At 29.4% G+C, this 24382-nt stretch carries 25 protein-coding genes; 11 read left to right on the top strand and 14 right to left on the bottom strand.

What is annotated here, in order from left to right:
• Positions 1–5 precede the first annotated feature (5 nt).
• The 9 genes from ACZ5RS_RS08690 to ACZ5RS_RS08650 all read left to right on the top strand — a co-directional run bounded on the left by ACZ5RS_RS08690 (position 6) and on the right by ACZ5RS_RS08650 (position 8643).
• A complete protein-coding gene (locus tag ACZ5RS_RS08690) occupies positions 6–563 on the top strand; it encodes a nucleoside triphosphate pyrophosphatase (protein ID WP_464634498.1) in 558 nt (185 codons plus the stop codon).
• A gap of 126 nt (positions 564–689) precedes the next feature.
• On the top strand, positions 690–1580 hold the full coding sequence (gene rpsB / locus ACZ5RS_RS08685; RefSeq protein ID WP_464634496.1) for a 30S ribosomal protein S2: 891 nt from the start codon (positions 690–692) through the stop codon (positions 1578–1580).
• 10 nt (positions 1581–1590) lie between these two features.
• Positions 1591–2427, top strand: coding sequence for a translation elongation factor Ts (gene tsf, locus ACZ5RS_RS08680; RefSeq protein ID WP_464634494.1), 837 nt, complete (start codon positions 1591–1593; stop codon positions 2425–2427).
• Positions 2428–2490: 63 nt separating this feature from the next.
• The gene (gene frr, locus ACZ5RS_RS08675; RefSeq protein WP_464634492.1) at positions 2491–3045 is read left to right on the top strand and encodes a ribosome recycling factor; all 555 of its coding nucleotides are present in this window, start codon (positions 2491–2493) and stop codon (positions 3043–3045) included.
• Complete coding sequence (uppS, locus tag ACZ5RS_RS08670) at positions 3045–3740, top strand: polyprenyl diphosphate synthase (RefSeq protein ID WP_464634490.1); 696 nt, start codon at positions 3045–3047, stop codon at positions 3738–3740. Before frr ends, uppS begins: the two co-directional genes overlap by 1 nt.
• Positions 3740–4579, top strand: a complete 840-nt coding sequence (locus ACZ5RS_RS08665; protein WP_464634488.1) for a phosphatidate cytidylyltransferase — start codon at positions 3740–3742, stop codon at positions 4577–4579. Before uppS ends, ACZ5RS_RS08665 begins: the two co-directional genes overlap by 1 nt.
• 6 nt (positions 4580–4585) lie before the next feature.
• Positions 4586–5695 (top strand): 1-deoxy-D-xylulose-5-phosphate reductoisomerase, encoded by a 1110-nt coding sequence (dxr, locus tag ACZ5RS_RS08660; protein WP_464634486.1) that lies wholly within the window; start codon positions 4586–4588, stop codon positions 5693–5695.
• Positions 5696–5716: 21 nt separating this feature from the next.
• A complete protein-coding gene (gene rseP / locus ACZ5RS_RS08655; protein ID WP_464634484.1) occupies positions 5717–7111 on the top strand; it encodes an RIP metalloprotease RseP in 1395 nt (464 codons plus the stop codon).
• Positions 7112–7245: 134 nt separating this feature from the next.
• Positions 7246–8643 carry a radical SAM protein gene (locus tag ACZ5RS_RS08650; protein WP_464634482.1) on the top strand — a complete coding sequence of 466 codons (1398 nt, stop codon included), beginning with the start codon at positions 7246–7248 and terminating at the stop codon, positions 8641–8643.
• Positions 8644–8700: 57 nt separating this feature from the next.
• Here the strand turns inward: ACZ5RS_RS08650 and dnaB are convergent, their stop codons facing one another.
• The 6 genes from dnaB to rpsF are packed head-to-tail and all read right to left on the bottom strand — an operon-like array spanning position 8701 to position 12802.
• Entirely contained in the window at positions 8701–10038 is a 1338-nt protein-coding gene (gene dnaB, locus ACZ5RS_RS08645) for a replicative DNA helicase (protein ID WP_464634480.1), read from the bottom strand.
• Between the two features lie 22 nt (positions 10039–10060).
• Positions 10061–10651 (bottom strand): 50S ribosomal protein L9, encoded by a 591-nt coding sequence (gene rplI, locus ACZ5RS_RS08640; protein WP_464634478.1) that lies wholly within the window; start codon positions 10649–10651, stop codon positions 10061–10063.
• Positions 10652–10670: 19 nt separating this feature from the next.
• Complete coding sequence (locus ACZ5RS_RS08635; protein WP_464634476.1) at positions 10671–11624, bottom strand: hypothetical protein; 954 nt, start codon at positions 11622–11624, stop codon at positions 10671–10673.
• A 10-nt stretch (positions 11625–11634) separates the two neighbouring features.
• The gene (gene rpsR / locus ACZ5RS_RS08630) at positions 11635–11916 is read right to left on the bottom strand and encodes a 30S ribosomal protein S18 (protein ID WP_464634474.1); all 282 of its coding nucleotides are present in this window, start codon (positions 11914–11916) and stop codon (positions 11635–11637) included.
• 20 nt (positions 11917–11936) lie between these two features.
• Positions 11937–12491 carry a single-stranded DNA-binding protein gene (locus tag ACZ5RS_RS08625; protein WP_464634473.1) on the bottom strand — a complete coding sequence of 185 codons (555 nt, stop codon included), beginning with the start codon at positions 12489–12491 and terminating at the stop codon, positions 11937–11939.
• 29 nt (positions 12492–12520) lie between these two features.
• Positions 12521–12802, bottom strand: coding sequence for a 30S ribosomal protein S6 (rpsF, locus tag ACZ5RS_RS08620; protein WP_464634471.1), 282 nt, complete (start codon positions 12800–12802; stop codon positions 12521–12523).
• 585 nt (positions 12803–13387) lie between these two features.
• On the opposite strand from rpsF, the gene murD reads away from it, so the two are divergent.
• Positions 13388–14692: a UDP-N-acetylmuramoyl-L-alanine--D-glutamate ligase gene (gene murD / locus ACZ5RS_RS08615; protein WP_464634469.1), complete on the top strand. Its 1305-nt coding sequence runs from the start codon at positions 13388–13390 to the stop codon at positions 14690–14692.
• On the opposite strand, the gene ACZ5RS_RS08610 is transcribed toward murD, so the two are convergent.
• Together ACZ5RS_RS08610 and ACZ5RS_RS08605 are read right to left on the bottom strand one after the other, a co-directional pair.
• Positions 14679–15659, bottom strand: a complete 981-nt coding sequence (locus ACZ5RS_RS08610; RefSeq protein ID WP_464634467.1) for a lipid II:glycine glycyltransferase FemX — start codon at positions 15657–15659, stop codon at positions 14679–14681. The two genes, murD and ACZ5RS_RS08610, sit on opposite strands and share 14 nt — an antisense overlap.
• Before the next feature lie 17 nt (positions 15660–15676).
• Positions 15677–16360 carry a hypothetical protein gene (locus ACZ5RS_RS08605; protein ID WP_464634465.1) on the bottom strand — a complete coding sequence of 228 codons (684 nt, stop codon included), beginning with the start codon at positions 16358–16360 and terminating at the stop codon, positions 15677–15679.
• A gap of 145 nt (positions 16361–16505) precedes the next feature.
• Between ACZ5RS_RS08605 and ACZ5RS_RS08600 the strand changes: the two genes are divergently transcribed.
• Positions 16506–17684, top strand: coding sequence for a hypothetical protein (locus ACZ5RS_RS08600; RefSeq protein WP_464634463.1), 1179 nt, complete (start codon positions 16506–16508; stop codon positions 17682–17684).
• A gap of 48 nt (positions 17685–17732) precedes the next feature.
• On the opposite strand, the gene ACZ5RS_RS08595 is transcribed toward ACZ5RS_RS08600, so the two are convergent.
• From ACZ5RS_RS08595 to metG, 6 genes are all read right to left on the bottom strand, one after another.
• The gene (locus ACZ5RS_RS08595) at positions 17733–18827 is read right to left on the bottom strand and encodes a threonine synthase (RefSeq protein WP_464634461.1); all 1095 of its coding nucleotides are present in this window, start codon (positions 18825–18827) and stop codon (positions 17733–17735) included.
• A 2-nt stretch (positions 18828–18829) separates the two neighbouring features.
• The gene (locus ACZ5RS_RS08590) at positions 18830–19204 is read right to left on the bottom strand and encodes a RidA family protein (protein ID WP_464634459.1); all 375 of its coding nucleotides are present in this window, start codon (positions 19202–19204) and stop codon (positions 18830–18832) included.
• A 9-nt stretch (positions 19205–19213) separates the two neighbouring features.
• On the bottom strand, positions 19214–20038 hold the full coding sequence (locus tag ACZ5RS_RS08585; protein ID WP_464634457.1) for a carbon-nitrogen hydrolase family protein: 825 nt from the start codon (positions 20036–20038) through the stop codon (positions 19214–19216).
• Complete coding sequence (locus tag ACZ5RS_RS08580) at positions 20038–20709, bottom strand: helix-turn-helix transcriptional regulator (protein WP_464634455.1); 672 nt, start codon at positions 20707–20709, stop codon at positions 20038–20040. The genes ACZ5RS_RS08585 and ACZ5RS_RS08580 overlap by 1 nt, the downstream gene beginning before the upstream one ends.
• Before the next feature lie 11 nt (positions 20710–20720).
• Positions 20721–21827 carry an alanine racemase gene (locus ACZ5RS_RS08575; RefSeq protein WP_464634453.1) on the bottom strand — a complete coding sequence of 369 codons (1107 nt, stop codon included), beginning with the start codon at positions 21825–21827 and terminating at the stop codon, positions 20721–20723.
• Positions 21828–21963: 136 nt separating this feature from the next.
• Positions 21964–24174: a methionine--tRNA ligase gene (gene metG / locus ACZ5RS_RS08570; RefSeq protein ID WP_464634451.1), complete on the bottom strand. Its 2211-nt coding sequence runs from the start codon at positions 24172–24174 to the stop codon at positions 21964–21966.
• Between the last annotated feature and the right edge of the window lie 208 nt (positions 24175–24382).

Here is a 24382-nt window from a genome sequence, read left to right as displayed (position 1 = left end):
GAAAAATGAATACTATTATTTTAGCATCAAATTCAAAAGCTAGATTGAGTTTATTAGAAGAAAATGGATTTAAAGTAATTGCAAGATCAACAAATATTGATGAAACATCAAATAAAAAACTACCTCAAGATATTGTTATAGATTTGGCAAGACAAAAATTAGAAGCTTATTTTAATTTATATGGTAAAGAAAATGATAATATTATATTAGCTGCCGATACTATGATATATTTTAAAAACCAATTAATAGGAAAAGCAAAAAATAAAACTGAAGCCTATAACACCCTTAAATCTTTGAGTAATGAAAAACATCAAATTTACTCATCTTATGCTCTTTATATTCCATCTAGTAATAAAATTGAAACGGGATTTGACGTTGTAGATGTAAAATTCAAAAATTTATCCGACTTAACTATAATGAATTACTTAATTTGCAATGAATGGAAAGGAGCTGCTGGTTCTTATCGAATTCAAGGAAAAGGAAAAACTTTAGTTGAGGAAATAAATGGCGATTTTAATGTCGCTGTGGGGTTGCCACTTAAGGCGATTTCTGCTTTAATATGAACATCTTGATCATTTTTTGATTAGGAAATTTCCGCCCTTATGGGTGAGATATATACGAAGGGTGGCGACCTTGTTATGCAAAGAGCGTTATAACTTGATTAGTCGTCAGATACAGGAGAGGATATTATGTCCGTAGTAACAATGAAAAGCCTATTAGAATCAGGCGTACATTTTGGTCATCAAACAAAAAGATGGAATCCAAAAATGGCTCGTTATATTTTTTCACAAAGAAACGGGATTCACATTATCGACCTACAAAAAACATCAACATGTATTGTTGAAGCTTACGAAGCAGCTCGTTCTATCGTAAAAGATGGTAAATCAATTTTATTTGTAGGTACAAAAAAACAAGCTCAATTAGTAATTGAAACTGAAGCAAAACGTTGTGGCATGCCTTACGTAAATAACCGTTGGCTCGGTGGTATGTTAACAAACTTCTCAACAATCAAAAAATCAATTTCCACTTTAAAAAGAATCGAAAAAATGGAAAGTGATGGTACTTTTGAATCATTAACAAAAAAAGAAGTATCTCTATTAACAAAACAAAAAAGTAAATTAGAAAAGAACCTTGGTGGTATCAAAGATATGAAAAACTTACCAGGTGCACTTTTCATTATCGATACTAAGAAAGAAGCTATCGCTATTACTGAAGCTAAAAAACTTGGTATTCCTGTAATTGCAGTTGTTGATACAAACTGTGATCCTACAGATATTACTTACCCTATTCCTGGTAATGACGATGCTATTCGTGCTATCTCTTTATTCGTTGAAATCATTTCAAGAGCTGTAATCGATGCAGACAATGAAACAGGCAATCTTCAAATTGTTGAAAGCTTAGATGAAGAAGAAACAGAAGAAACAAAAGAAGTAGAAACAGAAAGTGTTGTTTTCTCAACAGAAGAAGAAACAGATTTTTCTAAATTTGAAGAGAAAAAAGATGAAAATAGCGAAGATGAAAAGGGTTCAACTGTTGTTGCTGGCATCGAATTAGATGACAAAACCCTTTACCAAGATTAAGGAGAATAAAATGGAAATTAAAGCTTCTGTAGTAAAAAAATTACGTGATACAACTGGCGCAGGTATGATGGATTGTAAAAAAGCATTAGTTAAAGCTGAAGGTGACTTCGCTGCTGCAACTAAAATTTTACAAGAAATGGGTCTTGCTGCTGTAGCAAAAAGAGCTGATAGAGCAACAGATAATGGTAGTGTTTTCACAAAAGTAACAAAAGACAAAGCTATTTTAGTTGAAATCTCTTGTGAAACTGACTTCGTTGCTAAAAACGAAGACTTTAAAAAACTTGGTGAAAGTATGTGTTCTGTAATTGCTGAAAAAGGTTATACCGAAATCAACGATGAATTAAATGGCATGGTTAAAGATTTAATTGCAACAATTAAAGAGAACATGACACTAAAAACTGTTTTAGTTATTGATTTAGCAGAAAACGAATATGCTACAACATATATCCATGGCGCTGGTGAAAAAGGTGTTCTAGTAGAATTTAAAGCAGATAGTGCAGCAGCATTTGAAAATGAAGCTGTTAAAGAATTCTGTTATGACTGTGCATTACATGTTGCAGCATATACACCTGCTTACTTAGATGAAAGTGCAATTGAAGCAGACAAAATTAAAGAATTAGAAGAAATCTTTACAAAACAAGCTTTAGGTATGGGTAAACCTGAAAAGATTCTACCAAATATCGTAAAAGGTATGTTAGCAAAACATTTCAAAGAAATCTGTTTCTTAGATCAAGCTTTTATTAAAGAAGATAAATTATCAGTAGAACAAAAAATGAAGCAAGTAGCTAAAGAAGCAAACTGTAAATTAGAAATCACTGGTTTCCAATTGTACACAACTGGTGCTTAATTAGCAATTAATATTAAAGCTCACTAGTTATTCTAGTGAGCTTATTCATATTTGGAGGATGTTATGAATACCGTATTAAACACATTAGAAAGCAAAATGAAAAAATCTATTCAAGCTCTAGAAAGTGAATACCAATCATTAAGAACTGGTCGTGCAAATGCTGCATTATTTAATAATATTCAAGTTGAATATTACGGTGCACAAACACCCCTTTCACAAGTTGGTTCAATTTCTGTTCCTGAAGCTAGAATGGTTGTAATTCAACCTTGGGATAAAACAGTCCTTCCTGCAATTGAAAAAGCAATCTTAAAAAGCGAATTAGGATTAACTCCTAACAATGATGGAAAATTAATTAGAATTTCTTTTCCTGCTCTAACTGCAGATAGACGTAAAGAATTAGCAAAAAGCGCAAAACAAACTGCTGAAAAATATAAAGTTGGTTTGAGAAACTTACGTCGTGAAGCAATTGATGAACTTAAAGAAATGGAAAAAGAAAGCTTAATAAGCGAAGATGATTTAAAAGTTGGTGAAACAAAAGTTCAAAAAATCACTGACACTTATGTTGCAAAAATTGGTGATGTTGCTGCAGCAAAAGAAAAAGAAATCATGGAGATATAATGGATACTAAAAATTTGACTCACTTAGGCATAATAATGGATGGTAACGGACGATGGGCCCAACAAAGGAACCTACCGAGAACTGCTGGCCATTTAGCTGGATTAAAAGCTTTAAAAAAAATTATTCTAGCGGCAAAACATAGTGAGATTAAGTTTTTATCTTTATATGCATTTTCAACCGAGAATTGGAGGCGTCCCAAAGCTGAAGTTAATTACTTAATGAATCTTGTGGCCTCCAAACTACCGGGTGAAATCAGATTTTATAAAAAAGAAAGTATTAGAATCCTTGTTAAAGGTGATATTTCAAAGCTTCCAACTAATGCTCAAGATTCAATAAGAAAAGTTGAATCTGAAACACAAAACTGTAATAAATTAATAGTAATACTATGTATTAATTATGGTGGACATGATGAGATTGTAAGAAGTGTTAATTCTTTTTTAGAAAAAACAAACAAAAAAATTATAACTATAGAAGATATTCAAACCAACATACAATTCAATGATTTGGTACCTTCAGTAGATATGATTGTCAGAAGTGCTGGAGAAAAGCGTTTAAGCAACTTTTTATTATGGGAAAGTGCCTACGCAGAATTAGGTTTTTATGATAGACTATTTCCAGACTGGGACAAAGACATGATTGAGATCATCATTAATGATTTTAAATCAAGGACACGAAAATTTGGAGGTATTAAGTAATGTCTTCTCTTAAACAACGCTTATTTACAACTTTGCTAGGCATTCCTCTTTTACTTATAGTTATATTTCTATTACCACAATTTGAACATTTAGCGTTTGCAATTGTAGTAACTGTATTTACTCTTCTAGGAAGTAAAGAAATATATAAAATAATTAAAATAAAATTTAATATAAATCCAAATCTTCCCTACTTTTTTTGTGGAATAATCCCAATAGCATCATGGTTAAGTACCTTCACTGGTATTAGCAATTTAACCGAATTAACATTAATTCTTTTGTTAATTATTTCATTTACAATTGAAATTTTCTCAGGTTCTAAAAGTGAAACACCTTTTTCTGATTCTATTAGCACTATCGCTCTAGATAGTTTTGCTTTAATCTACCCTGGATATTTACTATCATTTATAATAAAAGTTAATGCGTTTGATGAAGTATCAAAATTTTATGCTTTATTCTTATTAACTGTTTTTTCAAATGATATTTTTGCATATATTTTTGGAATGCTTTTAGGAAAAAATTCAAGAGGTTTTATAAAAGCTAGCCCTAATAAAAGTGTTGTAGGTTTTATTGGTGGTATTTTATCTAGCATTATTATTTGTTGTGCTACCTGGTTTATCTTAAATATTCCTTTAAATATTATTGAAATATTAATAATTGGGTTAGCTCTATCATTAACCGCTAATATAGGTGATTTAATTGAATCAGTAATAAAAAGAAGTGCTAATGTAAAAGATGCAGGTAAAATAATTCCTGGCAGAGGTGGCGCTTTAGATAATTTAGATTCACTAATGGTTTGTGCACCCCTATTCTTTTTATTATTAGAAATCTTTTTAAAATAGGACAAGATGAAAAAAGTTATTATTTTAGGAGCTACAGGAAGTATTGGGACTACCTGTTTAAATGCAATTTTAGAAAAAAGACTACCAATAGAGGTCGTCGGAATTAGTGCAAATAAAAACTATGAACAACTAGAAGCTATAGCGACAAAATTCAATATTAAAAACTTATTACTTTCAAATTCTTCTCATAAAAACTCTAATTTTAATTACTTTGATAATATTTTTGATCTCATAAAAGAAACCCCTTGTGATATCGTTTTAAATGGTATTTCAGGTTTTGATGGACTTAAAGCAACAATAGATACTTTAAACAATAAAAAAGATGTTGCTTTAGCTAATAAAGAATCAGTAGTAACAGGCGCTGCCGTTATATTTGATTTAGCAAAAAAAAATAACTGTAAAATCATACCTGTAGACAGTGAGCACTCAGCAATAAAAGCTCTTATTGATTCCCACCAAAGAGAAAATGTAAAATCTTTGATTATAACAGCAAGTGGTGGACCTTTTAGAAATTTAGAATTATCTAAGTTCAAGGATATCACTGTTGAAAAAGCACTAAACCATCCAACCTGGAAAATGGGACCTAAAATTACCATTGATAGTTCTACCCTTGCTAATAAGGCTCTTGAAGTTATTGAAGCTTCATACCTTTTTAATTTTGAACCAAAAGATATTGAAGTTACTGTTCATCCTCAAAGCATCATTCATTCTATGATAAGATTACATGATGGTGCTGTTTATGCTCAAATGGGAAATCCTAATATGTCATTGCCTATCATCGAGGGAATATTAGATGGATACAGCAATAAAGAATTAGTGAAACCTCTTGATTTCACTTCTCTCCAATTAACTTTTGAAGCTCCAAATTATGAGAAATTTCCTTTATTAAAATTAGCATATGATATATTAGAAAAGAAAAATGGATACCCAATTGCATTTAATGCTGCTAACGAAGAAGCTGTATATGCATTTTTAAATAAACAAATTTCATATCTTAAACTTCAAGATATTGTTTTAAAAACAATAGATAAAGATTTTTCTGATAATGTAACTTGCTTTGAAGATATTCTAGAAACTGATAAGATTGCAAGAAGGATAGCAAAAAGTTATATTTAATCTAACACAAAAGGAAACAAAATGGATCAACTCTTATCAACAGCACTTAAATATATAGTTGGTATATTTGGCGTAGGAATTATTGTTCTACTCCATGAAATTGGGCATTTTGTTGCTGCAAGAATATTTAAAATTGATGTAGAAATTTTTTCAATTGGATTTGGCCCAAAAATGATTGGGAAAAAACTTAGAAGAACTGAATATAGAATTTCATATTTCCTATTTGGTGGATATTGTAAAATGAAAGGGGCTGATGATTTAACAAGAGCATTAGATCATAATAAAAAAAAATTTATTCATGTTGAAAGTGGCTCCCTTTTCTCTGTAAAACCTTTGGCAAAATTCTTAACTTATTTAGCAGGTCCAATAACAAATTTTTTATTAACAATTTTCTTGTGTACTGCCCTATTTTTTTCATCTCATCAAACTCTATCTACTCCTGCTGTAGTTACCCCTGTTAATGAATATCCTACCTTATTTAACAATTCATCAAGTCCAGCTGCATCTAATGGAATTCAAAAAAATGATAGAATTCTAAAATTAAATAATATTGAAATACAGGATTGGCAAGAATTTACAAATCTTTTATCTGAACATAATTTCTCAAATATTGATCTTTTAATAGAAAGGGATAATAGAATATACAATGTCATGATAGACGGAGAATTATCTGAAAATAATACATATAGATATGGATTAACAAATGTAATAAAACCAGTAATCTCATTAGTTAGATTATTTTCACCTGAATATAAAGCTGGCTTAAAAAAAGCTGATCAAATCATAGAAGTAAATGATATAAAAATTGAAAATAATTTGGATTTATTAAAGGCTTTTAATCAAATCAATTCTAATATTATAGATTTAAAAGTACTTAGAGATAATGATGTTGTTAACATTACATATACTCCTAAATATAATAAAGATGGATCTATTAATCATAGTTTCTCTTTATACTCCCCAACAAAAACAATAGAAGGAGAGCCTCTATATTTCGCCCTATCAAATGGTATATCAATGTCTATTAGACTTTTTAAAGACACCTTAAATAGCATTTTTAGTTTATTTAAAAAGAAAACTGATGATATTAGAACAGTATTCACTGGCCCAATGAGAGCGTCTCTTATGATTGGCAATATTACAGTATTAGGCTTTGAAAACAGCATTACAAGCGGGTTAAGAGCATTTCTATACCTATTAGCTATTGTATCAATTTCTTTGACTATAGCGAATTTATTACCTATTCCTGCCTTTGATGGTGGTCAAATGTTAATAGCATTAATAGAAATGATAACAAATAAAAAGATATCACCAAAACATTATTGGGCAACACAAATTTTTGGATTAGTATGTGTTGTAATTCTATTTTCCATTATGTATTTTATAGATTTTAGATATTTTTTTAGACAATTGTAGAAAAAATGTTATCAAATTTTTAATATTTTTATACCCCAATATCATAAAAGTGTGGTAATTTTTGACGTTTTTAAGTTTTTGCCCCTTTATGAATCATAATACTGAGAATACAATATATAAATACGGAGGTGTTTATGAGTATTTCACACAAAGCAGCTAGAACTGCAATTGGGGCTGGATTGGATATTGCAATTAATCATGCAATAAAAAATCAAGAACAAGGCATAAATGATATTATAAATTTATTAAAAAAATACTTTAAACCAACTGATAAAGATAAAGAAAAATCAGGAACAAATGCTTTTGAAAATATGGCTAAATTCACAGAAGATCCAAACTCAAAATGGATGAGATATGCAAAAAAGATTTTTAATGATGTAGATCCAAAAATCATAAAAACTTTAATGTTAAATCTTGCATATGAAAGTGGATATAGAGGACTAAATACTGTTAGAGAAACAAGTGAAAAATATGATTGTAATGTACCTTGGACTATGCTATTTGATCCAACTAGTGCATGTAATATGCATTGTAAAGGTTGTTGGTCAGGAGAATATGGACCAAAACATAATCTTTCATATGAGGATATGGACTCAATCGTAACTCAAGGTAAAGAACTTGGAACTCATTTTTACTTACTTACTGGTGGAGAACCTTTAGTAAGAAAAGATGATATTGTAAAACTTGCATTAAAACATTCTGATTGTGTTTTCCATTGCTTCACTAATGGTACTTTGGTTGACGATAAATTCTGTCAAGATATGCTTAATTGTAAAAATATCATCTTAGGTATATCACTTGAAGGGTTCAAAGAAGAAAACGACTTTAGACGTGGCGATGGTTGTTTTGATAAAGTAATGACAGCTATGGATTTATTAAAAAAATATAGACTTCCATTTGGTACTTCTGTTTGTTGGACTAAACAAAACTGTGAAACAGTTATTAGTGATGAATTCTTAAAACTTTTAGTTGATAAAGGTTGTTTATGGGCTTGGTATTTCCATTTTATGCCTGTTGGACAAAATACTGGAAAAGAATTAATTCCAACCCCAGAACAAAGAGAATTTATGCTTAAGACTCTTAGGAAAAAAAGAAAAGAAAATAATGATAATTTACTTCTCATGTTAGACTTCCAAAATGATGGAGAATATGTTGGTGGTTGTATTGCAGGAGGTAAACACTTCTTACACATCAATCCTAATGGAGATGTAGAGCCATGTGTATTCATCCACTACTCCACAGCAAACATTCATGAGAATACTTTATTAGAAGCACTACAGCAACCTTTATTCATGCAATATAGACAACATCAACCATTTAATAAAAATATGTTTAGACCTTGTCCTATGCTTGAAAATCCATCTTATTTACCTAATATGGTAAAGGAAGCAAATGCTGTATCTACAGACCTTGAGGCTCCAGAAAATGCAGATCATCTTGTTAGCAAAACAATTGAGTATGCTAAAGAATGGGCTCCAACTGCAGATAGACTTTGGGAAGAAAGATTAGCCGAAAAAAAAATGGCTAAATAAATTTAGACCAAAAAGATTATAACACCGAAATAATTAATTATTATTTTGGTGTTTTTTTTAATTTGAATTATAGTCGTTAGACAATTCTTCAAATCTTACAATATTTCTATGGAAACCTAAATTAATCTTACCTGTTTCACCATTACGGTTTTTAGCAACTAAGACTTCTGTTTTTTGAATGATTGTTTCTTCCGCATTATTTCTATGTAATAGAATAACAATATCAGCATCTTGTTCAATTGAACCAGATTCTCTTAAATCAGCCAATCTAGGAAGTTGTCCATCAGTTTGTCTTCCAACCTGAGATAGAACTACTATTGGTATATTTAATTCACGAGTTAATTGTTTCAAAGTACGGGAAATGTTAGCAATTTGTTCATGACGAGGAACTGTATTATCTGTATTTTGAATTAACCCAATATAGTCAATAAACAAAATTTGAATATCATCCTCTCTCTTCATTTTTCTTGCTTGAGATCGAATATCACTTAATTGCATATTAGGAGTATCTTGAATAAAGAATTTCCTTTTTGAAAGGTTATCACAAGCATCAAAGATTTGTGACAATTCAGCTTCAGTTAATAAACCATTTCTGATATGAGAGAAATCGACCCTACTAATACCAGTTAAAGCTCTTTCTAACAGATCTGTAGCCTTCATTTCTAATGATAAAAATCCGACTCTGTAATTACTCAAAGTCAACATATTAAGTGCAACTGTTAATGCAAAAGCTGTTTTACCTATAGAAGGTCTAGCACCAATTATTACATAATCTTGCTCTTTAAAACCACCAGACAAACGCTTATCTAAATCATTAAAGCCTGTACTATATCCAGTAAAACCATCTTCACTGGTTCTTCTTTCAATATTATTAATTGTATCTAATAATAATTTAGTAGCACTATAATATTCCCCTGCTACATTACCCTTAGCGGCTAAAGTTGATAAAGAATTTTCACCATTATCAATTGTTGTTGATATATCTTGAGTTAAATCATATGCATCATCTTTTAATACCGTAGCAACAGTAATCAAACGTCTACGCATTGATAATTTCTTTATCATGTTTGCATAGATTAATGCAGTAGAAGAGGAAGGTGCCTCATTGGTAAGGCTTGAAATATATGGAAGACCTCCACATATCTCTAATTTATTTTTTTTATTCAAGCTATCTACTAAAGTAATTAAATCAATTCGACTACTTGAATTCTCATTAAAATAATCAAGCATCGTCTGGAACAACTCTTGATGTCCTGTTTTGAAGAAATCTCTTGGCTCAAGTATAGTAGATAATTCATTAATAATTGAATTATCTAACAGTATTGAACCTAGAATTGCTTTTTCAGCAGCTTCATCATTGGGCAAAATACGAGTATTGTTATCAAACGATGCCATATTATATTAACTCCTAATATCTTTATTCAGTTACAGGAGCTTCTTTTTCTTCTTCACTAGCAACTTCTTTTGCAGCAGCAGCAGCTTCTTCAGCAGCTTTCTTTTCAGCTTCTTTTGCAGCTTTTTCAGCAGCTTTCTTTTCTTCTGCTTCACGAGCTTTAATTTGAGCTTCACTTTCTACAACAAGTTTAACAGTAGCATAGTCTTTTTCATATAGGTGAACACGAACAGTATAGTTACCAACCATTTTGATCATGTTTGAAGGTACATCAATTTTCTTTCTTTCAATTTCGATACCTTCTTTTGATAAAGCTTCTTGAACAGTTGCAGAAGAAACACTACCAAATAATTTACCTGTATCACCAGCTGAAACAACTAAATTTAAAGTTAAATCATCTAATTTTTCTTTTAAGCTAGCAGAAGCTTGTCTTTTTTCAGCTTTTCTTGCTTCAATTGCTTTTGCACGACTATTTACAATAGACATATTAGTTTTATTGTAAACTACTGCAAATCCTTGTGGTAATAAATAGTTACGAGCATAACCATCTTTTACTACTACTACATCACCCTCTTCACCGAGGTTTATAACATCCTGATTAAGAATAATCTTCATATTGAAAACTCCTTCTCTCTTACTTTCTATATGTAAACCATGTCTCCGTAACACCAAATATTGGTAGTCCGACGACAGCAACTATGTTCAAACCTTGAAATAGTATAACCAAGAACAATGTAAGTCCAAAAACTCTAGCTGCTCTAGTATGATATCCTTTAGCTCTTCTCTTATATAAGAAAATTGCTAAGGCTTGAATTGAAAACAATAATGCCAAATATAATAATAAGTTTATCACAATTAAAGAAATACTCAATGAATAATCAATAAATACTCCTAAAAGCAATAATATTAAACTTGCTAAGAAGGCCCACATAAAACCTTCTGGCAGTTTCCAATTTTTTACTCTTTCATCAAAACTCTCATCCCCAAAATACTTTGGAGTAGAAAGTGCAAAGAAAGCATTAAAGCCAAATATACCAGCACCCAAAGGCAATAACATTGAAAAAACAACAACTCTTAAAGTTGAAAACAACTCTTGAGTAGGAACACCTAATAAAAGAGATGTTTGTTGTGATTCCTGATTCAAAAATGCATTCAAGGCATCAACTATAGCTTTATCCACAGCCAAAGCCATTTCAGAATTAGATTTGAACCAAAAACCTACTATTACCATTACAAGGGCAACAACCAATGAGCTGGCTATATATCGATATAACAATCTATAACCATCTAAAAGGACCCAAACGATTGAACTTCCTATAAGAACTATCGGTAAGAACAACCCAATAGAGAGCATACCCATTACACTTTTATCAGCGAACTGATTTCTTACTGGAAAAATTTCCATTATAAGAACAAATACTAATAAACATAGTAAAGCTAATAAAGTTTTAGCTCTCTCTCTACTACGAGAATAATAAAATAATAAAGGTAGCACTAATAAAAACGAAGTAAACCCAACAAAATAAAATACTGCACTCATTACTAATGCAAAATATATTGAATTATTTCTTCGATCTATTACAACCATACAATACCTATTATTTTTTCTCGAAAGGTAAGTATCCTAAGATACGAGCCTTTTTAATCTCAGCAGTAACAGCTCTTTGGTGTTTTGCACAGTTACCAGTAATACGTGCAGGAAGAATCTTACCTCTTTCTGTTGTATATCTCTTTAACTGATCAGGATTCTTATAATCAGGTGCACTTTCGTTAGCACAGAATCTACAAACCTTTTTTCTAAAACCGCCACGGCGACCTGTATTTTTTCTAGGTGCTTTACTGTCTTTCTTTTCGTCTTTAGCGTCATTTTTTTCGCGCATTATTCGTTTCTCCTTAGATCTTAAAATGGAATATCATCGGCAAAATCTTCTGGTCCGCCATTCATTGGAAAATCATCTACTGAATCATTCATATTTTTATTAGTATTCATATTATTTGAATAACTGTTGCCAGTATTTCCAAACTGTTGATTTCCTTTGTTATTATAGCTTTGAGAATTTTGACCATTATAGCCTTGATTTTGATTTCCATTATTCACATAAGCTTGTCGGTTATTATTATTAGAACTACTTCCCAACAAACTCAAAGAATTTACAATGACTACAACTTTACTTCTTTTTTGCCCATTAGTTTCCCAAGTTTGTTGGTCCAAATATCCTTGGACTGAAACTTGTTGACCTTTTGTAAGATATTGACTAACCCCTTCAGCAGCTTTTCCAAAATATGAACAGTCAAAAAAGCTTACGCTATCATTCCAAGAGCCATCTTGAGATTTCTTTCTTCTGTTAACTGCAAGAGTAAAAGAACAAATAGCAAATCCTGTATTTGTATAACGCATTTCACAAGGGCGAGTTAGTCTACCAACTAACGCAACAATATTTAAATCAGTAGCCATATACCATCTCCATTTTCAATTAATTAAACTTATTTTTCTTTCTTTACAAATAAGAACTTAACAATTGAGTTATTTAGTAAGAACTTTTTCTCAAAAGAAACAATAGTTGAAGGGTCTGCTGATAATTCATAGTAATAATAGTGACCTTTGTCTTGTTTCTTCATTTCATAGGCGAATAATTTAACGCCCAAGTCTTCTTGCTTAGTGATTTCAACACCAGCTTCCTCAAATAAACTGGAAACTTGGTTAAGACCAGCTTGAGTATCTTCTTCATTTGCTTTGAAGATTACTGTGAACTCATAATTTCTCATGCGTCCTCCTTACGGACATTAGATCCACATTTAGTGGATAAAGAGGCTTCTTTATAATCCATTTATAATATTATAAAGCGTGTGTTTGCCATTCAAACACATCAACTGACACTGTTCGCTAGAAAACCGCCGGAAGAATAACCGACGGTTAGTAGCCAGGTACTGCTTTAAGCAGCAAAAGCAAAATTGCCTAAGAATTACTTATTTTTATGTCTATTCTTTCTTAGTTTTTTCTTTCTCTTGTGAGTTGCAATCTTATGCTTTTTTCTTTTTCTTCCACAAGGCACTGTAAAGCTCCTTAAATATGATTTTTCGGTTATATTGTCACAACGTGACCCGAAGTAATTTAATAATTATTCATTATAAGTTTGCAATAAATATAAGATAATGTCAATCAACCTATTTTTGAGCAAACCTCTATTAGAATATTGATTTTATAACTATTTTTCAAGGTTAAAACTATAAAATTATATGAGTTTTTTTTAACTTTGAATTAATTATAATTAAATGTATCTTTTTATTGTTCAATATTGTTAATAATTTATAAAAGAGTATATAATACATCTATAAGCTGGGGAGAGAAAAATGAAGGTATTAATATTTGGATTAGGTGTAAACGGTGGTGGATTTACAGCTGCTAAATATTTTCTAGAACATAACCATCAAGTTTTAGTATCAGACATAAAAAATGAAAATTCTTTTGAAAAAGCTTTAAAGGTTTTAAAAGAATTAGGAGCAAAATTTCGATTAGGAGAACATCAAATTGAAGATTTTTTATGGGCTGATTTGGTTATAAAAAATCCAGGAATTCTTCCAAGCAATAAATATCTACAGTATGCAAAGCATATTACAACAGATTTTGCTTATTTATTTGACAATTTTAATCTAGATAAAACTAAAATCATTGGAATAACAGGAACAAAGGGGAAAACCACTACTTCTCATGCTATTTACCATGTTTTAAAGAAATCAGGATATAACGCTAAATTAGTTGGAAATATGGGAATTAGCGCATTTGAAATTGCTTCATACTTAGAAAAATCAGAAAACACAATAGATTTTCTTATATGTGAATTTTCATCATGGCAATTAAGGGATACTTTCTTGTACATGAAAAATGATTTTCCACAAACACAAATATCAATATTTACAAACCTTCTTGAAGATCATCAAAACACATACGATTCTATGGAAAGATATCTACAAGATAAACTAAAACTTTTTAATAAAAATACTAAAATTGCAATTTGTCCAAAAGCTTTTGAGAATACTATCAAAGAAATTACAAATTTAAAAAAGAAAAATATAATTTTCAGTGATGAAAAAATTGATAAAGAATTCTTAGAAAAACCTGAATTAATTCCTGCATATAAGGCTTTATTAGCTCTAAATATTAAAAAAGAAAATATTTTTAAGCATCTAAATACTTTTAAAGGCGTTGCTCATAGAATTGAATGGGTTGGTTTTTTAGATAATATACTATTTGTTAATGATAGTGCTGCAACAATACCTGAAGCAATAGAATTTAGCATATCACATTTTAATAAAGTAAATGTTCATCTAATTTGTGGAGGTACAGATAAAAATCTAAAAGTAGATTATATGATTAATACTATTAGAAAAGCAAAATCATTAACTCTATTAGATGGTTCTTTTACCCAAAATAAATTAATACCATATTTAAAAGATAATAATATAAAATTTTATGGACCATATCATAATATGAATAATGCTTTTGATAACACTCTAGCTTTAGCAGAAAAAGATGATTCAATTAGCATGAAAGTTGTATTGCTTTCCCCTGGAGCAGCTAGTTTTGATTTATTCATTAATGAATTTGATAGAGGAAATCAATTTAAAAAATTAGCAAAACAAATTATCGATAAATAGAATTTCTTATCTTTTCAGCAAGCTTATAACCTTTATATAAAACTTTATTAATAGGTAAATCTAATGTTGGAACTCTTTTCAAAATTTCACCACCAAAAGAAGTCTTGAAAAGGGTCAAGCTTTTAAGATGTTTAGAATTTGTCTCATCCCCTATTCCATACAAATCATAAATTTTAATATTTTGCTCTTTTAAATTATCTATTGCAAAATCTTGTATTGAATAACTAGCTGATATATTATCAATCTTTTTTGAAGCCCCTAATAAATATACGGCTAAAGATTTAGAAGAAATTAAAATAATTCCACCTACAACTTCTTCATTATAATAAGCAAATAATAATTGAACTCTAACATCTTTTTTAGTAGTTAAAATTTTATAAACATAATCATAACTTCTAGGTTGAAACCCATCTCTTTTTGCTGTATCAACATAAATATTATACCAAATATCAATATTTTCTTTATTTATATCTACACTAACAGTTTTTATAATATCTTTATTTTTATTTAAATTTCTTTTTGCTCTTTTCTTATATTTCGCTTTTATATTTTCAATAGAATCATCTAAATTAATTCTAATAGTTAACTCAGGTTGAACACTTTCCTTATTTAAAATAAAGCTTTTAGAGAAATCTAATTCATTAGAATATTCATACGGTAAATCAATTTTAAAAAATACAATTTTATTAGTTATTAGTTTGTTTATAAGAAGTAAAGCAGCTTTTAACTTTTTTTGATCCAAAAAAATATTGTTATTAAGAGAAACTGGAGAAAAAGGAATATAAGCAATACAAAAGTTCATAAACAAGGGTTTAGTTAATATCATAATTTCATAACTAAATTCATCATCTATAATCAAAAATGCTTTTGCATCCCAGTTGTTATGGCTTTTTATTTCTGCCCAATATTCACTAACAAAAGGATTTTTTACACTTAATTCATTTAAACCAATCTTTTTAACATTCATTTTTTAGATTATAAACCCTAATTGCTAATTATCTCAACTCTTACATACCCTTCCATATCCCAATATCTATTTACTGGTGTGGTATAGCCATTCCATCTAAAGTTAAAATAAATAAGATCTAAAGAATTTAAGCCTGAAGGTATTCTAATATTATATCCATATTTTTTTGCTGGAACAGTTCTATTTTCATAAGTAATACTTGAACTTTGGTTTTGAACATTACTATTAGCTTCAATATAATTATATGTAGTAGATCCCCATGGCCAACTACTTACTGAGAAAGTTTTATTAGATAAAGTTTCATTTAAATAAATTGGAACGCTTGGATAATTATTTTGTGAAAATAATGTGTCATCAACTGGTACAAAATAATTTGAAAAATAAATATTCAATGTATAATTTTTTGTCGAACCATAATAACTCCAGTAATTATAATTACTATAAAGATAAATATTAAAATTTTCAGTTTGATTTGGTACACTTAAGTCGTAATCAGCAGTTTGATATTGGATTGTTGATTGAGTATAATCAATACTTTGAGAATTAGCAGAAAGTATAAAAAGCGGTTCTTCATTAGGATTCCATATGCCATATATTTCTAAAGGCACACCAGGGGGTGCCACCTCTATTCTTTCGCTAGCAAAAATAAAAGTTGCAAGTGTTGTCATAAATAGCAATAAAATTAATCTTTTAATTTTCATATTCCCGTCTCTTCTTCCTTATTTCACTCATAATCTAACATGAAAAAATAAATATAACAAGATTATTAGCTATTTATTTATTAAAAAGATTACAAATATGGACAAATTTATTGACAATTAATACCAATCATATTAATCTTATGACATGAGAACAGCAAGAATTATTAAATCAATTTCGATTTTATTTTTATTATATATTTTTTCAGTATCTTTTTGTTTTGCCTACGATCCAAGTTCAGAAACAAAAGCGGGCTACTTTGATATTGAAGAGATTACTTATACTCCAATAGTTACGAATACTGATGGTATAAACTATTATCAAGGGTATGGTTCTAGCAAAACTGTTAAAGCTATTAAAATTGCTGATTTGTACAATGCTACCACATCTAGTGAAAGTTATAAGGCTATCCCTCATATTAACATAGAAAATTACACTGCAACTCTTTCAAATCATTATGATCCTAATTCAGATGGTTATAAAGCCTGGTCTTGTAATTTACTTGCTAAAGTATCAGTTGATTATAGATACAGAAATGATGAAACTTTCTATTTTGAACTTGGTACTAATGATCAAGTATATGAAGATGATGGATACGATCCTGTAAAAACATATCTATATCATAGAGCATATCTTTCTGACACTGCTTGGAGTTTTACAATAACATTATATTATATAATTGATGAATCTTCAGAAACTCTACCTACAAATGCATATCTATATCTTGATACCGATGGGCCAACAAACTATTATTTATTCTATATACAAAATAATGTAAGTGAAATAATTTTCTATAATAGTAATTTAACAGATAGTATGACAATTCCTACAGTACCAGCTTTTGATCCAGAGCCTTCATCTTTCTTAAATATCAATGCTAGTAAACCTAGTAGTTGGACTGAAAGCAGTTTCTTTGATAATCTCGGATCAACTAATCTAGAATGGATTGTTTCTCTCCAAGCTGGGACAAACACTGGAAATACAACAAATAATGATTATTATGTTGGTTTACAAATTACGAGTAAAAATGATTTTAATCTGATATCAACAAATCCAGGCTCAGGGATAAAAGAAATTCCTTATTCCCTTAAGTTAAGTAAGAGAAACAATAGACCTAATAGAACAGTTACAGTCGATGCCAATGATATAATAAAAGTTGATAACATTAGTGATAGTGAAACTAGAGATTTTTATATCTATTCCTATTCAGATGCATCTACTTATAATTTAAATGCTGGAAAATTTTCAGATACAATTTATTTAAACTTTATAACTGATTTAACTCAAAATGATTCAAGTTTTACTGAGTCAATTGATGTATTCTAAATTAATTAAAAAGGCTTATTGATTATTGCAATAAGCCTCTTATATTTTCTAATGATCAGATTTTAATCCCGCTCCACAGATAGTGATTAAGCTATCACTTAATTTTCCATTATTATCACAATATTCTAGATATGCTGCATAATTAGCAGCTGTGGTATGTTCACAGTATATACCTTTTTTTGCTAAAATTTTACGAGCTTCAAGAATTTTATCTTCTGGAGTATGAATAAATTTTATATGATATTTATAAGCTAATTCTAATATTTCTTCACCTCTCATAGGTTCTCCTATTGCTATACCTTCAGCTAAAGTAGCTTTAATATTTACTTTTACTGGTTTATGGAGATTATTCTGCTTTGCTGCATAAAGAGGATCGCAAAATTCACTTTGTATTGCATAAATGTTGGGCATATGATCAATTACCCCGCTTTCTAATAAATGTTCAAGACCATGTATAACTCCTAAATACAATGTTCCATTACCAACTGGAATAAAAATATTTTCTGGAATCCTTTTTAATTGTTCATACACTTCATAAATATATGTTTTTGTACCTTCATAAAACAATGGATTAAAAACATGGTTAGCATAATAAACATTATCGTTTTCAACTTTTTCTCTACAAACATCTGCACAGTGGTCTCTAGAACCTTCTACAATATTTACTTTAGCGCCATGAGCTTTAATCATATCTATCTTTTTAGGTGAAGTTCCCTCTGGTACGAATATTTCGCACTCAATGTTTGCTTTTGCACTATAAGCTGCAATACTATTTCCAGCATTTCCACTACTATCTTGAACAACAGATTTAACTCCAATTGATTTACAATGAGAGATTAATACTACAGCACCTCTATCTTTAAAAGATAAAGTTGGCATCATATAATCCATTTTTAAAAATAAATCATCATCAAATTTAACAATTGGGGTTAAACCTTCACCAAGAGATACATCCTTCCAGCTATCATCCTCGAGTGCTAAAAATTTTCTATATCTGAATAGACTCCATTCATTTTTATCAATTTCATCCAAACTAAATTTTGGAGGGGTAAAATCTAATTTCCAAAGTCCACCACATTCACATTTTGGTAAAAGAGTATTTAGTGGAACATGCTTTTTACATTTTGAACAAACAAAATCCATAATTAATTCTCCATTTCAGCAATAACTTCCATCTCTACTAAAGAGTTATGATGCAAAGTAGAACAAGGAACCACAATTCTTGCTGGTTTATGATTAAGTAAATATTTTGAATAAATCTCATTAATAATATCCCAATTATTAATATCTGAAATATATATACGAGTCTGAACTATTTGATTTTTTGTTATTCCAGCTTTTACTAAAATATAATCAATATTTTTTAAAACTTGATTAAATTGACTATCAATATCTGAGCCAATTATTTTACCACTCTTAAAATCTATTGGTAACTGTCCAGATACATACAACATTCCATTTGAAATAATCGCAGGTGAATAATGACCTTTATTATTATAATCTAATACTAATTTTTTCATATTTTTCCTTTATTTGTTTATTTGTTCCAAAGAATAAACATCACGTCTTCTATGCTTTAATAATGGTAATTGAGTCCTTACTTCATCTACGTAATTTAAATCAATATCATTAATTATTACATGCTCTTTTTCATCAACTTGAGATACAATTGCTCCCCAAGGATCTACTACAATGCTATGGCCCCATGACTTATATGAAGCATCTAAATCTCTAGAGGGAGCTGTCCCAATTGCATAGACTTGATTATTCAAAGCTTGAGACCTAAACATAACTTGCCAATGAGATGGCCCTGTTGTCATATTAAAAGCAGCAGGAACAAAAATTACTTTTGCACCTTTTAAAGTCATTAATCTTGCAAGTTCAGGGAATCTAAAATCATAACAAATACAAAGTCCCATTGTTCCAAATTCTGTTTCAAAAGTTGTAATTTTATTTCCAGGGCTTAAAGTTTCTGACTCTTTAAAATATTGTCCACCCTTTACATCAATATCAAACAAATGCATTTTTCTATGTTTTGCTATTTGCTTGCCAGATCTATCGAATACATAAGCTGTATTATATACTTTATTATTTTTATCCAATTCAGCAACTGATCCAGCACTTAAATAAACATTATATTCTTTTGCAATATTAGAGCATTCCCTCCAAACCGTATCCATCTCTCTTTCTGCATATAGTGGAAAGTTTTCCATTGAATAAGGACAATTAAACATTTCAGGCAGTGCTATGAAATCTACATCATTAGGAATTTGAGTTTTAATAATTTTTTTAACTAAATTTAATGAATCTTTTTTTTCTTTTTGAACTTTCATTTGGATCTGAGCTATTTTCATTATCTTTTCCCCCTTACTACATCTAGATAACTATAAACTGTAACTTTGTTAATCCCTAGTTTATCAGCTACCTGTTCAATACTACCTTTCATTAAAAAAATTCCTTTAGAATCCATAAAGCTAATTTTTTCAATCTTTTCTTCTCTAGATAAATTTTTAGGCTCACAATCTAATAATATGTTATCAATTAAGGAAGTTATCATATTCTCAACATGTAAATCATCATTATTTATCTCTAAATCATAATCAAATAAATCATTGTCGATAAAACTTAAAACATTATCATCAACATTAGGTAGAAAAGTTTTTAAATATTCAATTTCATTAACTACTTTACTTGTATCTATATTTATACATAATGCTCCGATCAACTTATTATCTATATCTCTAATTAATAAGGTTGAAGATCTAATAATTTTATTATTTGCTGTTTTAAAATAATAATTACTAACATGATCATCTTTCAAATTTTTTGAAAATATCACCTGTTTTACAATATGATCAAAACTTTGGCCAACTTTTCTATTTGTAATTTTAGAATTTTCAACATGTACAACAGAATGCTCAGGATTAGATAAATCATGAAGCACTACCTCACAATCTTCTCCAAAGGTTTCCACAATCATCTTTGACATTAATATATATGGTTTAAAAATTGGATTATTTTTCATAATACATCTCCCTATTGTAATTTCGCCCTACATGCAATATCTATTTCTTTTATAACTTGATCTTTAGAAATCAAATACGCTTTTTCATACAAATTACAAACAGGACAGATATGAACAGGAATAATTAAAACTTTATCTCCGATTTTAACTTTATTATTAAATTCTTCATTATTAATAATTGCATGTTCATCAAAGACTTTCTCAATATATAAATTATCGAATCCCAAAATTGTACCTTTCCCTATAGTTGAGCAAATGCCTGCAGTTCTTTCTTGCATAGTTAGCCCTTTTGCACCAACATCCAAAATGACTCTCTCTTTTGTTGGTTTACTTATAACTGTAGCAAGTACTTTAGCTGCACATCGACTTTTATCATTTATTGCATTAGCTTGAGCTGCATCCATAAATATATATGTTCCAGGTCTTATTTCAGTAATTCCTTTTAAGATTGGGGCTTTATTAAACAAAGTTGGTGTTGATCCATAACTTATTACTTCACATTTTAAATTTTGTTTTTCTGCAATAGCAGCAAAATCTAAAGTTCTTTGTTGTGCATTAATAGATATTTGTAAGCAATCAGCTACTGTTTTTGCTGAATAAGAATTACCATCATGGGAAAAAATACCTTTAAATTTTATATTTTCACTTTCTTTTATTTGAGATAAAAGTTTTATAAAATCATCTTTTTCTATAACCCCACTTCTATTTTCTCCAACTTCGATTTCAATTAAAACATTTGCAATTAAATCATATTTAGAGAAAATTTTTTGAATATTTGTTACTTGTTCAATTGAATCAGCACCAAATGAGATTTTTATATCCTTAGCTAATTTTGCAATTCTCTCTAATTTAATATCTCCAACAATTTCATTAGCAATAAAAATATCATTTAACCCATTTTTAGCCATAACCTCTGCTTCACCAACTTTTGCTACAGCAATACCTTTAGATCCATATTCTACTTGGATTTTTGCAATTTCAGGCATTTTATGTGTTTTGGTATGAGCTCTTAATAAAACTTTATTATCATTAGCATAGGTTTGCATAAATTCTATGTTTTTTAACATTGTTTCTTGATCAATTATTAAACTTGGCGTATCTAATTCTTTATAATTCATATTCTTACTTCCCTTATATAATAACTTTATATATAAAATTATATGATGTCAATATAATTTTTTATATGCATTATATAAAAAAAACAAGCAACAAATATTTCTATTCATTGCCTGCAATAATTAATTAAATTACCTATTAACCAACTTCACCATTAACATATACTTTTGCTGTTAAAGTTTTTCCATCAGAGGATTTAATTGCCTTTCCATCAACTTTTACAACACCGTCTTCAGTGTACATTGGCATTTCAAAGAATTTGCTACCTTTTACATAAAATCTATCTTCTTCAGGAGCACTTGTGCCTTCTGGTAATAAAGTAGTACCTACTTCAAAATCATCAGCAAATAATACTTCACAAGTTGAATGATCTTCATCACCCTTCTCTGTTGCTGCTAATAACATACCTCTAGATTTAACACCTCTAAATTTAGCTGGTTTTAAATTTCTTACAAGTACAATATTTTTATTTAATAATTCTTCAGCACTATAATATGGAACGATTGAAGAAACAATTGTTCTATCATCATTTTCATCGCCAGTATCAAGTTTTAAAATATAAAGCTTATCCCCTTCAGGATGTTTTTCAACTTCAACAATTTTACTTACTACTAAATCTACACGTGCAGCAAAATCTTCAGCTACGCTTAAAGTTTCTTTATTTTCTTCCACTTTATTATCTCCCTTATTATTATCTCTATCAGATTGTTTTCCATTAAATCTTTTTCTAAAGTCTTCAATTTGTTCATCTTCTATCTTAGAGAATAATAATTCAATATTTCCTATTTCATTAATATTTTCAAATTTACCTAAATCAGACCAATTTGCGTCTTCACATTTTACAAAACTTAAAATTTTCTTACTAGTTACAGGCATATAAGGTTCTACTAAAATTCCTAAATCTCTAATTAAATAAACTAAGGTTCTTAATAATTTAGCAGCACTTTCTGGATCTTCTTTTCTAGTTCTCCAAGGTTCTCCATCTTGGAAAGCCTTATTACCGATAGAAGATAAGAAGAAGATATTTCTTAGGGCATCTCTTTCGCCAGCTTTTTCTAATAAACCATCAATAGTTTTTTCTTTCTCTATAATTTGTGCTATTAATTCAGAATCCAGTTCACCTTCAGGAAGTTTTCCATCATAGAATCTATTAATAAATGTTAAAGTTCTATTTACAAGGTTTGATAAATTACCAATTAATTCACCATTTACTTTTTCTTGGAAATCAGACCAAGAGAACATAACATCTGATTTTTCAGGTCTGTTATAGAACATATAGAAACGCCATACATCACTAGGAACGCCTGTATCCATAACATCGTTACCAAAAATACCAACACCCAAACTCTTAGAGAACTTTCCACCTTCATAGTTTAAATACTCTGTGGAACTCATATGATGTAACATAGTCCAATTTTCACCAGTTGCTAATAAAGAGGAAGGGAAAATAACAGTATGGAAAGGTATATTATCTTTACCAATAAATTGGAATAACTCAGTATCTTCTGGGCTATACCACCATCTTTTCCAATCTTCAACAGCATAAGCAGAAATTGAAATATATCCTATTGGAGCATCGAACCAAACATAAAATACTTTATCCTCATAACCTTTTTTAGGAACTGGGATACCCCATTTTAAGTCTCTAGTAATTGCTCTTTCTTTTAAACCATCTCTAATCCAGCTCTTTGTAACTTGGACTGCATTCTTTGCCCAAAAACCTTTAACTGAAGCTTCATTCATCCAAGCTTCCAACATAGGTAACACTTTTGGTAAATCAATATATAAATGCTTTGTTTTTCTAACTTCTGGAGTAGCACCACAAACACTACAGTGTGGATCAATTAGTTCAGTAGGCTCTAAAAGAGTTGAACAATTATCACATTGGTCACCTTTAGCATTCTCACTATGGCAGTGAGGACAAGTTCCTAAAACAAATCTATCTGCCAAGAATCTTTGACAATTTGGACAATATAGCTGTTCAATTTCCCCTTCTCTAATAAATCCGTTTTCATCAACTTTATTGAAAATATGTTGAACAATTTCTGTTTGCTTTTCAGTACTAGTTCTACCAAAATAATCAAAGTTAATATTAAACCAATTATATATATCTCTATGAATAACATGATAATGATCACAAAGCTCTCTGGGGGTTACGCCTTGTTGTAAAGCTCTAGTTTCAGTTGCTGTACCATACTCGTCAGTCCCACAAACATATAATGTTTCATATCCTTTTGATCTACAAAATCTAGCAAAAACATCAGCCGATAACACTTGAGTTAAATTTCCCAAATGAGGAATGTTATTTACATAAGGTAATGCAGAAGTTACTAGTCTTTTTTTCTTCATTAAAACCTCCAGGTAATCCCATAAAATGCAATAAAAATAAAATATTTTTTTTTGCACAAAAATTCAATAATACTTTTGCTATAATATAATCGAAATAACAAATTTTCAACCTATATAGAATTATTAATATAAATTTATTATCAATTATTTCATATTTAACATAAAACTAAGTATTATTCGAAAATTGCTTGACCTCGATAGTAAAACA

The sequence above is a fragment of the Pleomorphochaeta caudata genome, assembly GCF_055395745.1.
This window is presented reverse-complemented; position numbering and strand designations above follow the sequence as displayed.

Excerpts from the sequence above, each read along its gene's own strand:
- ACZ5RS_RS08690 (WP_464634498.1), top strand. The coding sequence starts at position 6 with ATGAATACTATTATTTTAGCATCAAATTCAAAAGCTAGATTGAGTTTA.
- rpsB (WP_464634496.1), top strand. The coding sequence starts at position 690 with ATGTCCGTAGTAACAATGAAAAGCCTATTAGAATCAGGCGTACATTTT.
- tsf (WP_464634494.1), top strand. The coding sequence starts at position 1,591 with ATGGAAATTAAAGCTTCTGTAGTAAAAAAATTACGTGATACAACTGGC.
- frr (WP_464634492.1), top strand. The coding sequence starts at position 2,491 with ATGAATACCGTATTAAACACATTAGAAAGCAAAATGAAAAAATCTATT.
- uppS (WP_464634490.1), top strand. The coding sequence starts at position 3,045 with ATGGATACTAAAAATTTGACTCACTTAGGCATAATAATGGATGGTAAC.
- ACZ5RS_RS08665 (WP_464634488.1), top strand. The coding sequence starts at position 3,740 with ATGTCTTCTCTTAAACAACGCTTATTTACAACTTTGCTAGGCATTCCT.
- dxr (WP_464634486.1), top strand. The coding sequence starts at position 4,586 with ATGAAAAAAGTTATTATTTTAGGAGCTACAGGAAGTATTGGGACTACC.
- rseP (WP_464634484.1), top strand. The coding sequence starts at position 5,717 with ATGGATCAACTCTTATCAACAGCACTTAAATATATAGTTGGTATATTT.
- ACZ5RS_RS08650 (WP_464634482.1), top strand. The coding sequence starts at position 7,246 with ATGAGTATTTCACACAAAGCAGCTAGAACTGCAATTGGGGCTGGATTG.
- dnaB (WP_464634480.1), bottom strand. The coding sequence starts at position 10,038 with ATGGCATCGTTTGATAACAATACTCGTATTTTGCCCAATGATGAAGCT.
- rplI (WP_464634478.1), bottom strand. The coding sequence starts at position 10,651 with ATGAAGATTATTCTTAATCAGGATGTTATAAACCTCGGTGAAGAGGGT.
- ACZ5RS_RS08635 (WP_464634476.1), bottom strand. The coding sequence starts at position 11,624 with ATGGTTGTAATAGATCGAAGAAATAATTCAATATATTTTGCATTAGTA.
- rpsR (WP_464634474.1), bottom strand. The coding sequence starts at position 11,916 with ATGCGCGAAAAAAATGACGCTAAAGACGAAAAGAAAGACAGTAAAGCA.
- ACZ5RS_RS08625 (WP_464634473.1), bottom strand. The coding sequence starts at position 12,491 with ATGGCTACTGATTTAAATATTGTTGCGTTAGTTGGTAGACTAACTCGC.
- rpsF (WP_464634471.1), bottom strand. The coding sequence starts at position 12,802 with ATGAGAAATTATGAGTTCACAGTAATCTTCAAAGCAAATGAAGAAGAT.
- murD (WP_464634469.1), top strand. The coding sequence starts at position 13,388 with ATGAAGGTATTAATATTTGGATTAGGTGTAAACGGTGGTGGATTTACA.
- ACZ5RS_RS08610 (WP_464634467.1), bottom strand. The coding sequence starts at position 15,659 with ATGAATGTTAAAAAGATTGGTTTAAATGAATTAAGTGTAAAAAATCCT.
- ACZ5RS_RS08605 (WP_464634465.1), bottom strand. The coding sequence starts at position 16,360 with ATGAAAATTAAAAGATTAATTTTATTGCTATTTATGACAACACTTGCA.
- ACZ5RS_RS08600 (WP_464634463.1), top strand. The coding sequence starts at position 16,506 with ATGAGAACAGCAAGAATTATTAAATCAATTTCGATTTTATTTTTATTA.
- ACZ5RS_RS08595 (WP_464634461.1), bottom strand. The coding sequence starts at position 18,827 with ATGGATTTTGTTTGTTCAAAATGTAAAAAGCATGTTCCACTAAATACT.
- ACZ5RS_RS08590 (WP_464634459.1), bottom strand. The coding sequence starts at position 19,204 with ATGAAAAAATTAGTATTAGATTATAATAATAAAGGTCATTATTCACCT.
- ACZ5RS_RS08585 (WP_464634457.1), bottom strand. The coding sequence starts at position 20,038 with ATGAAAATAGCTCAGATCCAAATGAAAGTTCAAAAAGAAAAAAAAGAT.
- ACZ5RS_RS08580 (WP_464634455.1), bottom strand. The coding sequence starts at position 20,709 with ATGAAAAATAATCCAATTTTTAAACCATATATATTAATGTCAAAGATG.
- ACZ5RS_RS08575 (WP_464634453.1), bottom strand. The coding sequence starts at position 21,827 with ATGAATTATAAAGAATTAGATACGCCAAGTTTAATAATTGATCAAGAA.
- metG (WP_464634451.1), bottom strand. The coding sequence starts at position 24,174 with ATGAAGAAAAAAAGACTAGTAACTTCTGCATTACCTTATGTAAATAAC.